Below are 13,186 nucleotides of genomic sequence, written 5' to 3' on the forward strand. Positions count from 1 at the left end.
TGGTGCTGGAAATCTGCACACGGCGATGAGTGAAAGTTCTGTCCCACGACCGAGCCCGCGGAGCGGGCTTGAGAGGAGAACAGACCATGAGCAGAAGATCGCGCCGGAACCATTTGCCGGCGTTCAAGCCTCGATGCGGTAATTGCGCATCAGGCCCAGATCCTCATGCTCCAGCATGTGGCAGTGGTAGAGATAGAGCCCTGGATAGTCGGCGAAACGCATCAAGAGTTTCACGCGATCACCCGGCATCACCAGCACGGTGTCTTTCCAGCCTTGATCGACGTAGCCATCGCGCACTCTGTTGTTGCCCATGCCGTGACGTCGCTCCGGCACCTGAAATTGCTGATCGTGCACATGGATCGCATGGGCCATCGTCATCATGCCGCTGTCGTTGGCGAACTCCCAAACCTCCGTGGTTCTCAGCTTCACGACTTCATTGGGCGCCACGGCCGTCATCTCGAAGCTGCGGCCGTTGAAGCCCCATTGCATCTGCGCCATCGTGATGCGGAACGTTCTTGGCTTGGCACGGTTGACGGCATCCTGCAGGCGCGGCCAGGAGATCGCAGACAGCCGGTCGGGCAGTTCGAGCGACCCGTTCGCCTTGCGCGCAACCTTGACCGTGAATATCGGAAACCGTACACCAGCGGCCAGCGACGAGCCGCCCATCGCGCCCCCCATGAAGCTGCCACCCATCATGTCCATCATGCGCCCCATGGCGCCTTCAAACGCAAGACTCATCATCGTGAGCTGCGTGCCCAGATCGTCCTTGCTGAAGTCGGCCCACAGTTCAACGCGCTCGGCGGGGGCCAGCATCACGTAGTCCTTGTGCACCGGCCGCTCCAGCAGCCCGCCATCGGTGCCGATCACGGTGAGTGGCCGGCCGTCCTGCCACGCCAGCTTGTAGATGCGCGAGTTGGAGCCGTTCAGGATACGCAGCCGATAGGGGTGCGTGGCGACCTCGATCAATGACTCCGGGCGGCCGTTGACCAGAATGGTGTCGCCAAGGAATCCCATCATGCGCGTCATCATGTCGCCCATGCCGCCCGACATCATGGCCCCGCGGCTCATCATGCCGCCCATCATTCCCCGACCACCCATCGTGTTGCCCGGTGCAGACGGCGCGCCGGATGCGTCGCCGCGCGCAGTCGGCCCGGTGCCGCTGAGGTAGCGGAGCTGGTTGCCGTCGTCGAAGCTGCGATCCTGAATGACGATCGGCAGATCGTATTGGCCGCGTGGCAGCGGCAGCGCCTGCTCCTCCTCATCGCTCACCAGGAGCAGGCCGGCAAGGCCGAAATACACCTGCTCGCCCGTATGGCCGTGGGGGTGGGGGTGATACCAGTAGGTGCCGGCGCGGTTGCGCACTTCGAACTCGTAGCGGTAGAGCTCGCCCGGCCCGATCGCAAAGCGCGGATGCCCATCCATGGTGTCGGGGACGTGCAGGCCGTGCCAGTGCACGGTGCTCGGCTGGTCCAGCCGGTTGATGAAATCGATGCGGACTTTTTGGCCGCGCCGCAGGCGCAGGATCGGCCCCAGATAGCTGTCGGGCAGCGCCTGCACGCTTGCCGGATCCCCTTTCAGCACGCGCGACTGGTAGGACCACAAGGATGTCGCTCGCCCCGGTCGCAGCGAAACACTGCGCGGTAGGGCGATCAACTCCAGAGCAACGTCCGGTTCAAAGGTATCGCTTGCGCTTTGCATTGCGGGCGCGGCTTCGGCTTGCGGTAATCCAGCCAGCAGTGCCGCAGTGCCCATGCCGACGCCGTTCATGAAGTCGCGGCGGGTGAGGGATTCGTGGTTCGTCATGTGACGGTCTCTAGAGTTCAATGGTGATTTCTCGCGGGTGCATGCACACAATCTGGGCGCGCCCCAAGAATCGACCGTCATCCTGTTCCAACCGAGACGGTTCGCTGCGGTCTGTGCCTGATTCGTTTGGAACCGCCGTCAGCCGCGACGCCAGCCGGCCCGTCGATTCGACCATCATATGCCCGGGCTGCTTTGATCCATCAGCACCCGCAGTGCGCCGTTGGGTGCGCGCCGGCAGCTATCGGCGAAGGCGTCCATGCCAGGCGAACCAACGGGTATGCAGGGCATGGCAAGGCTCCTGCTTTACGGTTTCTGGCGCAGGTGGCGCTTGAGGTCGCTTGCCGGGCATGGTCACAAGCAGCACTGTTTCAAGAGACATCGGATATCGTCCTCGCATGTCCCTTGAATGGCCGCCCAATGATGCCGACGTAGCAGCAGGAGAATCAACCTGCGGAGTAAAGGCGCAGACGCGCGTCGCGTTCGGCAGGCGACTCGCTGCGCAGTTCGTTGATCACTTGCTCACGCGTCTTGCCAGGACCTGCATCGGGCGTGCGGATCGGGTAGTTGCTCTCGCCGTAGGAAAGACGGCCTTGCTGCATAGCAGCCTTGGTCTCCGCGATGACCTGCTCTCGCGTTTTCTCGCTCTTGAAGTGTTCTGGATGAACGATGACGCCCTGTTCGTTGTTAGCGGGATGCTCGTACGCTGCCGAGGCCATCCCTGGAAGGCCCAGGGCAGCCACTGCGGCCGCGGCGGCGATCATCGAAGAAAGGGAGAGGCGTTGTTGGGTCATGGTTGAAGCTCCTAACGAGGGTGGATGAAACTTGCATCTCCCATGCCTTGGTTAGGCGCTGAGGAGATGTGTTCATCGTAGGGAGCGCACCCCAACAGAATCTGGACAGCCCGATGAGTTTGTTGTCAGCTTGAAGGCTTTGCAATGTGATGTGGAAACACCAGGGTGAAACAGGTGCGTCCCTGATCCGAGCTTGCCGTGACGCCGCCGCCGTGAGCCTCGGCGATGGCGCGCGTGATGGCCAGGCCCAAGCCCGATCCGTCGGTGTCCAGATGGGTCCTGGAGGCATCGGCGCGGTAGAAGCGGTCGAACAGCCGGGGCAGAATCTTTGCGTCGATGTCGGCGCCGGTGTTCTCCACGGTCACCGTCGTGGCCTGTACGGTGGTGGCGATGCGGATGGTGACGTCGCCGGCCTCGGGTGTGTAACGCAAGGCATTGGACAACAAGTTGCTCACAGCGCGGCGGAACATCAGGCGGTCGCCTTCGATTTCTCCATCGCCTTCCACCCGCAGCCGGATGCGCTTTTCCTCGGCCACGGCCTCGTAGAAGTCGAGCAACGCCAGCCCGTCCTGGCGGGCGGAAAACCGCTCCTTGTGCGGCAGATCCACGCCCCGCTCGGTCTTGGCCAGGAACAGCATGTCGGACACCATGCGCGCCAGCCGCTGAAATTCCTCGGCATTGGAAGCCAGGATGTCACGGTAGCTTGCTGCATCGCGCTTGGTCGCCAGCGCCACCTGGGTTTGCGTCAACAGATTGCTGATGGGGGTGCGCAGCTCATGCGCCAGGTCGGACGCGAAATCGGTCAGGCGCTGGAAATCCTCCTGCAGCCGATCCAGCATGCGGTTCAGCTCTTGCGCAAGGTCGGCCATTTCCACCGGCACGGCCTGCACGGGCATGCGCTCGCCGAGCTTCTGGCCCGTTACCTTGGCAGCCCGTGACTTCATGTCGCGCAAGGGCGCCAGCCCCTGGCGCGCGGCGAACCACGAGAGCAGGCCGCAGATGGCGATGGCGGCGAACACATACAGGGCCAAGCTGCGCCGCAGGCCGTCGAGAAACTGCGTGTGGTGATCCGTATCCGCCGCGATCCAGACCGTCAGGGGGGTGCTGGAGTAGGCAGGGGCGGCCTTGAAGACCAGTGTATGGAACCGGGTATCGCCGTGCCGCAACACCCCAAACACGTGGTTTTCACCGACCTGCGGGGTCTTATCGCCGCGCATGGTGGGGATGAACCCGCGGGATTGAAAGATCAGCGCTCCTTGTCCATCCTGGACCTGGGCGTGGAGATCATGGTGATAGCTCAGCGCCTCGCCCAGTCGCCGGCGAGCGTCGTCCGCCGAGTTGGTATTGCGCAGAATTTCCTCGATCAGGTGTTGCTTGTCTTGCAGCGCCATCCGATCAAGCTCGACGAAATGCCGCTCAGTCTCGACTAGAAACAAAGCGCCCAGCCCCAGCACCACCGAGGCCGCCACCGCAGTGAAGAGCAGGGTCAAGCGCTGCGTCAGCGGCAACCGACCCCAACGAATCCGAAACAACACCTATTCCTCCTGCGGTACGTCGAGCACATAACCCATGCCGCGCACGGTCTGGATGAGCTTGATCGGGTGGCCCTCGTCGATCTTCATGCGCAGTCGTCGCATCGCCACTTCGATGACGTTGGTGTCGCTGTCGAAATTCATGTCCCACACTTGCGATGCGATCAGGGAACGTGGCAAGACCTCGCCGTGGCGACGCATCAGCAGTTCCAGCAGGCCGAACTCCTTGGCCGTCAGGTCCACGCGCCGGCCATTGCGCGAGACCCGGCGGCGCAGCAGGTCCAGTTCCAGGTCGGCCACGCGCAACACCATGGCCTCGTTGCCGGCAGGCGCGCGGCGCAAGATGATGCGCACGCGGGCCAGCAGTTCCGCAAACGAGAACGGCTTGACCAAATAGTCGTCGGCGCCAAGCTCCAGCCCCTTGACGCGGTCTTCGACCTGGTCGCGGGCGGTCAGGAACAGCACGGGCATTTGCAGGCCGCGCTCGCGCAGCGATTGCAGCACCTGCCAGCCGTTCAGCCCGGGCAGCATGACATCCAGGATCACGAGGTCGTAGGCACCGTGCAAGGCCATGTGCAGCCCATCGGTGCCATGGGGCACCAGGTCCGCGACATACCCGGCCTCGCTCAAGCCTTGGCGCAAATATTCGCCAGTCTTGGGCTCGTCTTCGACGATCAATATCTTCACCGGTTCGGCTCCTTTGCGGTTCTGGCGCAAGTGTGCCCCGTGTAAGGCCTGCCGACATGAAGCTAACAGGAATGTAATGTTGCGACCATCTTGCTGAAAGGGCGGGCTCTTCAGAATCCGCGACATGCGATTCAAAACCCCTTCCTTTTCCGTCTCCCCAGGCCAGGCAATCCAGCGCCGGCGCTTTCTGAGGGCGCTGGCGGCGGGTACCGCATTGGGCACGCTCGATGCCGCACTGCCCGCCTGGGCCCGGCAAGACCTGCCGGTAGCCCATACGGGAACACCGCCCGAGTTGCGTGGGCCCGTTTTCGACCTGACGTTGACCGAGACCCGCGTCGATTTCGACGGCCGAACGGGCATCGCCACCACCGTCAACGGCAGTCTGCCCGCCCCGACGCTGCGCATGCGTGAAGGCGAGACGGTGACGATTCGCGTCACCAACCGCCTGCGCGAGACGGCTTCGATCCACTGGCACGGCATCATCCTGCCATTCCAGATGGACGGCGTGCCGGGCGTCAGCTTTGCCGGCATCGCCCCGGGCGAGACCTTCACCTACCGCTTCACGCTGGAGCAAAGCGGCACCTACTGGTACCACTCGCACAGCGGCATGCAGGAGGTGACCGGCCTGTATGGCGCGCTCATCGTCGAGCCGCGCGGGGGCGAAGCCATACGCGCCGAGCGCGAACATGTGGTGCTGCTGTCGGACTGGACCGGCAGCGACCCGATGCGCGCCCTGGCCAAACTCAAGGCCCAGGGCGACGTGTTCAATCAGCATCGTCCGACCTTCGTCAAATTCATGCAGGACGTGCGCGCCAAGGGCATGCATGCGGCCATGGCGGAGCGCGACATGTGGAACGCCATGCGCATGAGCCCGAGTGACCTGGCCGACCTGTCATCCACCGTGCTCAGCTACCTGGTCAACGGCCGCACGCCGGGCGCCAACTGGACGGCCCTGTTCAATCCCGGCGAGCGCGTGCGCCTGCGCTGCATCAACGGCAGCGGCAATACGTTCTATGACGTGCGCATTCCGGGCCTCAAGCTCACCGTGGTGCAGGCCGACGGGCAAGACGTGGAGCCAGTGACGGTGGATGAGTTCCGCTTCGGCCCCGGCCAGACCTACGACGTGATCGTGCAGCCCAAGGACGATGCCTACACGCTCTTTGCGCAATCGATGGATCGCACCGGCTACGCGCGCGCCACACTGGCGGTACGCCCGGGCCTGAGCGCGCCGGTGCCCGCGCTGGATGCGGTGCAGTGGCTCACCATGGCCGACATGATGGGCGGCATGGCGCAAGGCGGTGGCCACGACATGGCGGCGATGGGCCACGGCTCCATGGTCGGGATGAACCATGCTGGTATGGCCAGCATGCAGGGCATGGGCGGCATGCCCGGCATGGCGTCCAATCCGTTGCAAAAGCCCGGCACCACCGTGCGCCACGCTCGCACCGAGTGGGGCCCCGGCGCCGACATGCGCGTGGACATGCCGCGCACCAACCTGGATGACCCCGGCGTCGGTCTGCGCGACAACGGCCGGCGCGTGCTCACGCTGGCCGATCTCAAGACCGTCGGCGGATCGCTCTATGCCGGCGGGCCCGAGCGCGAAATCGAGTTGCATCTGACGGGCAACATGGAGCGCTACACCTGGTCGTTCGACGGCCTGGACTTCACCGACAGCCGCCCCGTGCATTTCCGCTACGGCGAGCGCCTGCGCGTAATCCTGCAAAACGACACCATGATGACCCACCCCATGCACCTGCACGGCATGTGGCAGGAGCTGGAAAACGCCTCGGGCGAATTCGTCGCGCGGCTGCACACCATCCCCGTGCAATCGGCGCAGCGCGTGAGCTTTCTCGTCAGTGCCGACGCACTCGGCCGCTGGGTCTGGCACTGCCACCTGATGTTCCACATGGAAATGGGCATGTTCCGCGAAGTGGTGGTGGCATGAAAAAGAACCTGAAAATGAACCGACTCGCCCCGCACACTGTGGCCCTGCGGCTGGTGCCGGTGGCCACGGCCCTGATCCTCACGGCCACTGCCACGTCCGCCCTGGCTCAGGATCACGATGCGCATGGCGCACACGATGCTGCGGCACAGTCCAGCACCGCGCCTGCGGCCGGGTCCATGGCTGGCATGAATCATGAGGGCATGCCGATGCCGGCGGGCAGTGCGCCGACAGCGGATGAAGCGTCTGCCATGAATCACGGCAGCATGCCCATGCGAGGCAGCGTCCCGGCTGCAAATCCTGGAGCGCCAACCATGGATCATGGCGTCATGCCGGGCATGGATCACGGCCCCGCGCCATCCCAAGGTGCCGACAGCGGCCCCGCTTCCGCGATGGAGCACGGCGCGGCGCCGGCGTCCGGCGGCTCGATGGCGGGCATGGACGACGGTGCCATGCAAATGCAAGGCGGCAGCCCGCCCGCCGATGCGCGCGACCCCAACGGCTATTCCGACGGCTTCGAGCGCGGCAGCGGCAAGTATTCGCTCACGGGCGTGCCGCGCCTGCAACTGGGCGACCAAATGAGTTTTGCCACCCTGAAGGTCAACCGCTTGGAGCGCGCCTGGGCGCGCCACGGCGATAACGCCACGACGTATGACCTGCAAGCGCGCATAGGCCGCGACTTCAATCACCTGGTCATCAAGGCCGAGGGCGACGTCGCCCAGGGCAAGCTACAGGATTCGCGCACCGAACTGCTCTGGGGCCACGCCATCGCCGCCTTCTGGGACAGTCAGCTCGGCGTGCGCTTCGACCACGGCACAGGCAAGGATCGCCAGTGGCTCGCGGCTGGCGTGCAGGGCCTCGCGCCCTACTGGTTTGAGCTCGATGCCACGGCCTATCTGGGCAGTGGCGGCCGCACCGCGCTGCGGCTCGAAGGGAGCTATGACTGGCTTCTCACGCAAAAGCTAATTCTGCAACCGCGCACCGAATGGAATTTCTACGGCAAGAGCGATCCGGCCAACGCCATCGGCAGCGGCCTTGCCAACGCCAGTGCGGGTTTGCGCATGCGCTACGAAATCACGCGCCAGATCGCACCCTACATCGGCGTCGAATGGCAACACAGCTTTGGCCGCACGGGAGACTTCGTGCGCGCCTCGGGTGGCAGTGCCACCCAGACGCGCTGGTTGGCGGGCTTGAGTTTCTGGTTCTGATCTTTCCCAAGGAGTCGTTTGAATGAAGAAAAGCATCCTCATTTCCCTGTTTGCCGCTGCGGCGTTTCCGCTCGCTGCGCTGGCTGCCGGCACGCACGCGGGTGGCCACGACATGCCCGCCTCGCACGGCAACATGAGCATGTCGGAGCACAGTGCCATGTTCGGCCAGCCCGGCGATCCGGCCAAGGTCACGCGCACGATCGACGTGGTGATGAACGACAACATGCGCTTTGAGCCCTCCACGATCGACGTGAAAGAAGGCGAGACCGTGCGCTTCATGGTGCGCAATGCTGGCAAGACAAGGCACGAAATGGTGCTCGGCTCGCTGGACGAATTGAAGGAGCACGCCAAGAAAATGCGCGCCAATCCCGGCATGGTGCACAGCGAGCCTAACCAGGTGAACCTCAAACCCGGCCAGCGCGGCACGATGGTGTGGCAGTTCACCCAGCCGGGCAAGGTCGATTTTGCTTGCACCGAACCGGGACACCTTGAAGCCGGCATGGCCGGGCAAGTCGAGGTTGCTCACTGAACTGATCTTGCAAGTCTTTTTGAACCCTCATCGATTATTCCTTCAGAGATCATCGTGACCACCATCCAACGTCTGCTCACCATCTCCGCCCTGGCCATGGGCCTTGCCCTGCCGATGGCGGGCCATGCCCAAGTCAGCCCCAGTCCAGGTCAGGTGGCGGCGCCTGCGTCGGACTCCATGACCGATGGCGAGGTCAAGAAGATCGATCCGGACAACGGCAAGGTCACCCTCAAGCATGGAGACATCAAGAATCTGGACATGCCCGGAATGACCATGGTCTTCACCGTTCGTGACAAGGGCCAGCTCACCAAGCTCAAGCTCGGCGACAAGGTGCAATTCATGGTCGTCCAGGAAGGCGGAAAGATGGTTGTCACCGACATCCAACCTGCGCGCTGAGCAGAGTCACAACCGCGCCGTGCCGCCGGGCGCGGCAGCCCTAGCCAACCCCTCCACCGTAAGAAGGAAGCATCATGGTTCACATTCGTCATGCTCTGATCGGTCTCTGTGTCGCTGCCGCCTCCGTGGGCGTGCTGGCGCAAGGCTCCGACGAGCACAAGGGCCACCACCCGGTGGAAACGACCGCCCCTGCGGCGGCAGCTCCGGCGTCGGCTGCAGCACCGCCATCGCAGGCCATGAGCCCGGACATGATGGCCGCGATGGAACAACGCATGCGGGCCATGCACGAAAAGATGGCTGCCGCCAAGACGCCCCAGGAGCGCCAGGCGTTGATGGCGGAACACATGAAGACCATGCAGGACGGCATGCGCATGATGGAGTCGATGCACAGCCAAATGGCATCGCGCAACCCGCGTGCCGGTATGGCTGGCATGCAGCACGACCCGCAAATGATGGAACGGCGCATGGCCATGATGGAGTCGATGATGCAGATGATGATGGATCGAATGTCCACGCCACCGGCTTCCACTCCTTCCATGCCATCAGCAAAGTGAGGAGTCCATCATGACCCATGACCATGCATCCCATCCGCAGAGCGTGCAGTCCGGCGGGTTCTGGCGCTCGCGCTACGCCCTGGGTCTGCTCGTGTTCGGCGCCGTCGCCGGGTACTTCCTATGGACCGAGCACCGTGCCCACTTGGCGCAATGGTGGCCCTATGCCTTCCTGCTGGCCTGCCCGCTGATGCATGTCTTCATGCACAAGGGCCATGGTGATCATGGCGGCCACGGTGGTGGCTCCGGAGCCACTGGCCAGGGCACTGGACAAAACTCCGACAGGAGCTGAGGCCATGGAGCACACGGGATCGTCGTATGGTCTCTGGACCCTGGTGGTGCTCAACGTGGCGATCTTCGTCATGTTCGCCTTCAGCTTCTTCAAGCCGGCCAGTGCGCGCGACTGGCGCAGTTTCGGGGCGTTCACGGCCTTCATCGTTGCGTTGTTCGTGGAGATGTACGGTTTCCCGCTGACCATCTACTTCCTGTCGGGCTGGCTGGGCCAGAAGGTGCCGGGCGTGGATCTGCTGAACCACAACGCCGGCCACCTGCTGGAACTGTTGTTCGGCTGGGGCGGCGACCCGCACCTTGGGCCCTTCCACATTCTCAGCTACCTGTTCATTGGCGGCGGCTTCTGGCTGCTGGCCGCGGCCTGGCCCGTACTCTATGAAGCCCAGAGGCAGAAGCGGCTGGCGCACACGGGTGTCTACGCCCGGGTGCGGCATCCGCAGTACATCGCCTTTGTGCTGATCATGTTCGGCTTTCTCCTGCAGTGGCCGACCCTGTTAACGCTGCTGATGTTCCCGGTGCTGGTACTGATGTATGCCCGGCTGGCACGCAGCGAGGAGCAGGAAAGCGCACGCCGTTTTGGCCAGGCCTGGCTGGACTATGCGTGCCGTGTGCCGCGTTTCATCCCGCGCTTGGGTGGCGGGGCATGAGCCATGCATATCCGGTGACCCGAAGGTGGCTGCAATGCTGAAAACAGGGAGATGTAATGGATGACATCCCGCAGTACGTGGCCGACAGCCTGCGCGAGCAAGTGCAGCGTACCAAGCAATTGGGTGCGGACATCAAGGCTATCGAAGTTCGATGAGGACGATTCGCCCGGGCGCCGATCAGACGAAGATCGAAACCGATCAACATCAAGCTGAGGCTAATCGGGGCACCACCATCAAGACTCACGGAGAGACACCATGGAAACCATAGAACTCAAGGTCGCCGGCATGACCTGCGCTTCCTGCGCGATTTCGGTCAGCAAGGCGCTCAAGCGCGTGCCTGGCGTGGATGACGTGCATGTCGATCTGGCTCGCGGCACTGCGAGTGTCACCGGCGGCCAGACGTCACAGAGCACGCCAGCGCTGATCACTGCGTTATCTGTTGCGGGCTACGAGGCATCCGCCTCTTCGCCGCCGGCCAGCGCATCCGGTCACGGTGCCGGCCCGAAGGGACACGGCGGCGGCTGCTGCCGCTGAGGCTCAGCGATGGACACAACGACAGACTCGCAGCGTATCGCTGCACCAGCTGCGCTGTTCGCTGCGTACTGGGGTGACATGCTGTGGCGCGCCGTCGCGACCGGCGAAGTGCTGAGACAGCGGGCGAACAACATGACCGAACACGAAGCGGCAGGGATGCCGGTGCTGCTTCACTTCGAGTCAGAGCAGGTGGTCGACGGCCACGACATGCAGCCGGCGAGCAACTACCGGCTGCTTCGGGTTACGCGCTGCGGCACTGACGCCTTGGAGAAGCACGTACGCAAGGGGGCGTCACCAGTGCTGGTGGTCGATCCGCGCGCCGGCCACGGCCCAGGCATCGGCGGCTTCAAGCGCGATTCCGAAGTCGGCATGGCCCTGCTCGAAGGCCATCCGGTGTACTTCGTGGTCTTCGATCCAGAGCCGGTCGAGGGACAGACGATGGGTGCGGTCGTGCAGACGCTGGCCGCATTCATTGACATCGTGGCCAAGCGCCACCGAGGCAAGGCCCCGATCGTTTATGGCAACTGCCAAGGCGGTTGGGCGATCACGCTTGCGCTTTCGCATTGCGAGCATCGCGCCGCTTTGGCGGTGCTGAACGGTTCACCGTTGTCGTACTGGGCCGGTGAGAGGGGCATCAACCCGATGCGTCTCCTGGGCGGGTTCACTGGTGGCATCTGGCCGGCGCACTGGGTCTCCGACCTCGGTGCCGGACGCTTCGACGGCGCCTGGCTTGTCCAGAACTTCGAGGCATTGCGGCCGGAAGGCGTATTTAAGAAGTACGACACCTTGTTCGCGCAACCGGAGAGCGAGCGCGACCGTTTCCTGGAGTTCGAACGCTGGTGGAACGGCTTCTATCAGATCGCCCGCGAGGAAATGCTGTCGATTGCGGGTGATCTGTTTGTCGGCAACCATCTGGAGGACGGCGAGGTCGTCGTTGACGACCACTGCCGAGCGGACCTCAGACGCGTTGGCGCGCCCCTGATGATCTTCTGCTCCAACGGCGACAACATCACGCCGCCCCACCAGGCGCTCGGCTGGCTCAAGGCGGTATACCCGACGACCGCGGACCTGGTCGCCGCAGGTCAGCGCGTCGTCTACCTGATGCACCAGCACGTGGGCCACCTCGGGATATTCGTTTCCGCTGGAGTGGCGCGACGGGAGCACCGTGCCATCTTGCATCATGCCGAATCGATCCAGGCGCTCGATCCTGGTCTCTACGAGATGGTTCTGGACGACAGTACCTCTGCGGACTTGGCCGCAGGCGCGCGGTTCGAGCCGCGGCGACTGGAAGACCTGCCCTTCGATGCCAATCCAGCCGGGTTCGACAAGGTCGAGGTGCTTTCGGAGGCTACTGAGCGGTTCTATGCGCAGTGGGTGTCACCGTGGGTCCGCTTCGCCGTCACCCTCGAATCGGCTCGTGAGCTTCGGGCGCTGCACCCAATGCGCGTCAGCCGCAAGGTCTGGTCCGAGCAGGTGACGCCCACCCTCGCGCTGTTGCCATGGATGCAGCGATGGCTTGAGCAATGCGGTGCACAGGGCCCTCATCGGGTCGTCAATCCGTGGTACCAGCTGGAGCGTGCCGGCGCAGACGCGGTTGAACAGGCGATGGAATCGTGGCGCAAGGGCCGCGATTTGTGGGCTGAGCTTGTGTTCGAGCAGGCCTATGCCAGCTAGGAGATGTCATGGCATTGAGAAACTTGCACCTGGGAGCCGCAGGTCTGCTGACCCTGCTGCTGGTGACTGGGGCGGGCTATTTCTCCCTGCGTGCCGGCGGCTGGCAGGCGCCGCCGCTGCTGCACAGCCTGCGCCCCGACGATCCCCAGGTGCTGCGCACCGGCGCCCGCATCTATGCGCAGCAATGTACAGCCTGCCATGGTGCCAAGGGCGAAGGGCAGCCGAACTGGCGCGAGCGCGGGCCCGATGGCCTGCTGCCTGCGCCGCCGCACGACGCGAGCGGCCACACCTGGCACCACCCGGACGAGCAACTGTTCGCCATCACCAAGTACGGACTGGCCAAGCTGATCAAACAACCCGACTACCGCACGGCCATGCCCATCTACGACGGAATGTTGAGCGACGACGAGATCGTGACCACGCTGTCATGGATCAAGGCGCAATGGCCGCCAGAGGTAAGGCGTCGCCATGACGAAATCAACAATGAGTATCGAAAGTCGTTGGCCAGATAGCGGCTCACAACGCCCGCGCCCGGGTACACGCGACGTACCCGCGCGGCAGAAGAACGACGCTTGACCTTGCCATGATGGCAAGCCTGAGA

General features: G+C 63.8%; 14 protein-coding genes. 10 read left to right on the forward strand and 4 right to left on the reverse strand.

The window, feature by feature from the left end; all coding sequences use genetic code 11:
- Positions 1-123: 123 nt before the first annotated feature.
- The 4 genes from ALIDE2_RS10870 to ALIDE2_RS10885 all read right to left on the reverse strand — a co-directional run bounded on the left by ALIDE2_RS10870 (position 124) and on the right by ALIDE2_RS10885 (position 4,813).
- Positions 124-1,803: a multicopper oxidase family protein gene (locus tag ALIDE2_RS10870; protein WP_013722086.1), complete on the reverse strand. Its 1,680-nt coding sequence runs from the start codon at positions 1,801-1,803 to the stop codon at positions 124-126.
- Positions 1,804-2,246: 443 nt separating this feature from the next.
- On the reverse strand, positions 2,247-2,594 hold the full coding sequence (locus tag ALIDE2_RS10875; RefSeq protein WP_013722088.1) for a DUF4148 domain-containing protein: 348 nt from the start codon (positions 2,592-2,594) through the stop codon (positions 2,247-2,249).
- Between the two features lie 125 nt (positions 2,595-2,719).
- Positions 2,720-4,129: a heavy metal sensor histidine kinase gene (locus tag ALIDE2_RS10880; RefSeq protein ID WP_013722089.1), complete on the reverse strand. Its 1,410-nt coding sequence runs from the start codon at positions 4,127-4,129 to the stop codon at positions 2,720-2,722.
- On the reverse strand, positions 4,130-4,813 hold the full coding sequence (locus tag ALIDE2_RS10885; RefSeq protein ID WP_013722090.1) for a heavy metal response regulator transcription factor: 684 nt from the start codon (positions 4,811-4,813) through the stop codon (positions 4,130-4,132). It lies immediately after the preceding gene.
- 124 nt (positions 4,814-4,937) lie between these two features.
- Between ALIDE2_RS10885 and ALIDE2_RS10890 the strand changes: the two genes are divergently transcribed.
- The 10 genes from ALIDE2_RS10890 to ALIDE2_RS10930 all read left to right on the forward strand — a co-directional run bounded on the left by ALIDE2_RS10890 (position 4,938) and on the right by ALIDE2_RS10930 (position 13,097).
- The gene (locus ALIDE2_RS10890) at positions 4,938-6,758 is read left to right on the forward strand and encodes a copper resistance system multicopper oxidase (RefSeq protein WP_013722091.1); all 1,821 of its coding nucleotides are present in this window, start codon (positions 4,938-4,940) and stop codon (positions 6,756-6,758) included.
- 206 nt (positions 6,759-6,964) lie between these two features.
- Positions 6,965-7,963 carry a copper resistance protein B gene (locus ALIDE2_RS10895; RefSeq protein ID WP_013722092.1) on the forward strand — a complete coding sequence of 333 codons (999 nt, stop codon included), beginning with the start codon at positions 6,965-6,967 and terminating at the stop codon, positions 7,961-7,963.
- A 22-nt stretch (positions 7,964-7,985) separates the two neighbouring features.
- Entirely contained in the window at positions 7,986-8,492 is a 507-nt protein-coding gene (locus ALIDE2_RS10900; RefSeq protein ID WP_013722093.1) for a cupredoxin domain-containing protein, read from the forward strand.
- Between the two features lie 54 nt (positions 8,493-8,546).
- The gene (locus ALIDE2_RS10905; RefSeq protein ID WP_013722094.1) at positions 8,547-8,888 is read left to right on the forward strand and encodes a copper-binding protein; all 342 of its coding nucleotides are present in this window, start codon (positions 8,547-8,549) and stop codon (positions 8,886-8,888) included.
- A 74-nt stretch (positions 8,889-8,962) separates the two neighbouring features.
- A complete protein-coding gene (locus tag ALIDE2_RS10910) occupies positions 8,963-9,442 on the forward strand; it encodes a hypothetical protein (protein ID WP_013722095.1) in 480 nt (159 codons plus the stop codon).
- 10 nt (positions 9,443-9,452) lie between these two features.
- Positions 9,453-9,731, forward strand: a complete 279-nt coding sequence (locus ALIDE2_RS10915) for a DUF2933 domain-containing protein (RefSeq protein WP_013722096.1) — start codon at positions 9,453-9,455, stop codon at positions 9,729-9,731.
- A gap of 4 nt (positions 9,732-9,735) precedes the next feature.
- Positions 9,736-10,377: a methyltransferase family protein gene (locus ALIDE2_RS10920; RefSeq protein WP_013722097.1), complete on the forward strand. Its 642-nt coding sequence runs from the start codon at positions 9,736-9,738 to the stop codon at positions 10,375-10,377.
- 255 nt (positions 10,378-10,632) lie between these two features.
- Positions 10,633-10,911, forward strand: a complete 279-nt coding sequence (locus tag ALIDE2_RS24415; protein ID WP_013722099.1) for a heavy-metal-associated domain-containing protein — start codon at positions 10,633-10,635, stop codon at positions 10,909-10,911.
- 9 nt (positions 10,912-10,920) lie between these two features.
- Positions 10,921-12,585 (forward strand): DUF3141 domain-containing protein, encoded by a 1,665-nt coding sequence (locus tag ALIDE2_RS10925; RefSeq protein WP_013722100.1) that lies wholly within the window; start codon positions 10,921-10,923, stop codon positions 12,583-12,585.
- Positions 12,586-12,593: 8 nt separating this feature from the next.
- A complete protein-coding gene (locus ALIDE2_RS10930) occupies positions 12,594-13,097 on the forward strand; it encodes a c-type cytochrome (protein WP_013722101.1) in 504 nt (167 codons plus the stop codon).
- Positions 13,098-13,186: the final 89 nt, after the last annotated feature.

Origin of the sequence: Alicycliphilus denitrificans K601 (assembly GCF_000204645.1) — a bacterium.
In the GTDB taxonomy this organism is placed as follows: Bacteria; Pseudomonadota; Gammaproteobacteria; order Burkholderiales; family Burkholderiaceae_C; genus Alicycliphilus; species Alicycliphilus denitrificans.

What these genes read in the sequence shown, in the direction of transcription:
- ALIDE2_RS10890 (WP_013722091.1), top strand. Translation starts at nt 4,938, where the DNA reads ATGCGATTCAAAACCCCTTCCTTTTCCGTCTCCCCAGGCCAGGCAATC.
- ALIDE2_RS10920 (WP_013722097.1), top strand. Translation starts at nt 9,736, where the DNA reads ATGGAGCACACGGGATCGTCGTATGGTCTCTGGACCCTGGTGGTGCTC.
- ALIDE2_RS10910 (WP_013722095.1), top strand. Translation starts at nt 8,963, where the DNA reads ATGGTTCACATTCGTCATGCTCTGATCGGTCTCTGTGTCGCTGCCGCC.
- ALIDE2_RS10915 (WP_013722096.1), top strand. Translation starts at nt 9,453, where the DNA reads ATGACCCATGACCATGCATCCCATCCGCAGAGCGTGCAGTCCGGCGGG.
- ALIDE2_RS24415 (WP_013722099.1), top strand. Translation starts at nt 10,633, where the DNA reads ATGGAAACCATAGAACTCAAGGTCGCCGGCATGACCTGCGCTTCCTGC.
- ALIDE2_RS10930 (WP_013722101.1), top strand. Translation starts at nt 12,594, where the DNA reads ATGGCATTGAGAAACTTGCACCTGGGAGCCGCAGGTCTGCTGACCCTG.
- ALIDE2_RS10900 (WP_013722093.1), top strand. Translation starts at nt 7,986, where the DNA reads ATGAAGAAAAGCATCCTCATTTCCCTGTTTGCCGCTGCGGCGTTTCCG.
- ALIDE2_RS10925 (WP_013722100.1), top strand. Translation starts at nt 10,921, where the DNA reads ATGGACACAACGACAGACTCGCAGCGTATCGCTGCACCAGCTGCGCTG.
- ALIDE2_RS10870 (WP_013722086.1), bottom strand. Translation starts at nt 1,803, where the DNA reads ATGACGAACCACGAATCCCTCACCCGCCGCGACTTCATGAACGGCGTC.
- ALIDE2_RS10895 (WP_013722092.1), top strand. Translation starts at nt 6,965, where the DNA reads ATGCCGGCGGGCAGTGCGCCGACAGCGGATGAAGCGTCTGCCATGAAT.
- ALIDE2_RS10875 (WP_013722088.1), bottom strand. Translation starts at nt 2,594, where the DNA reads ATGACCCAACAACGCCTCTCCCTTTCTTCGATGATCGCCGCCGCGGCC.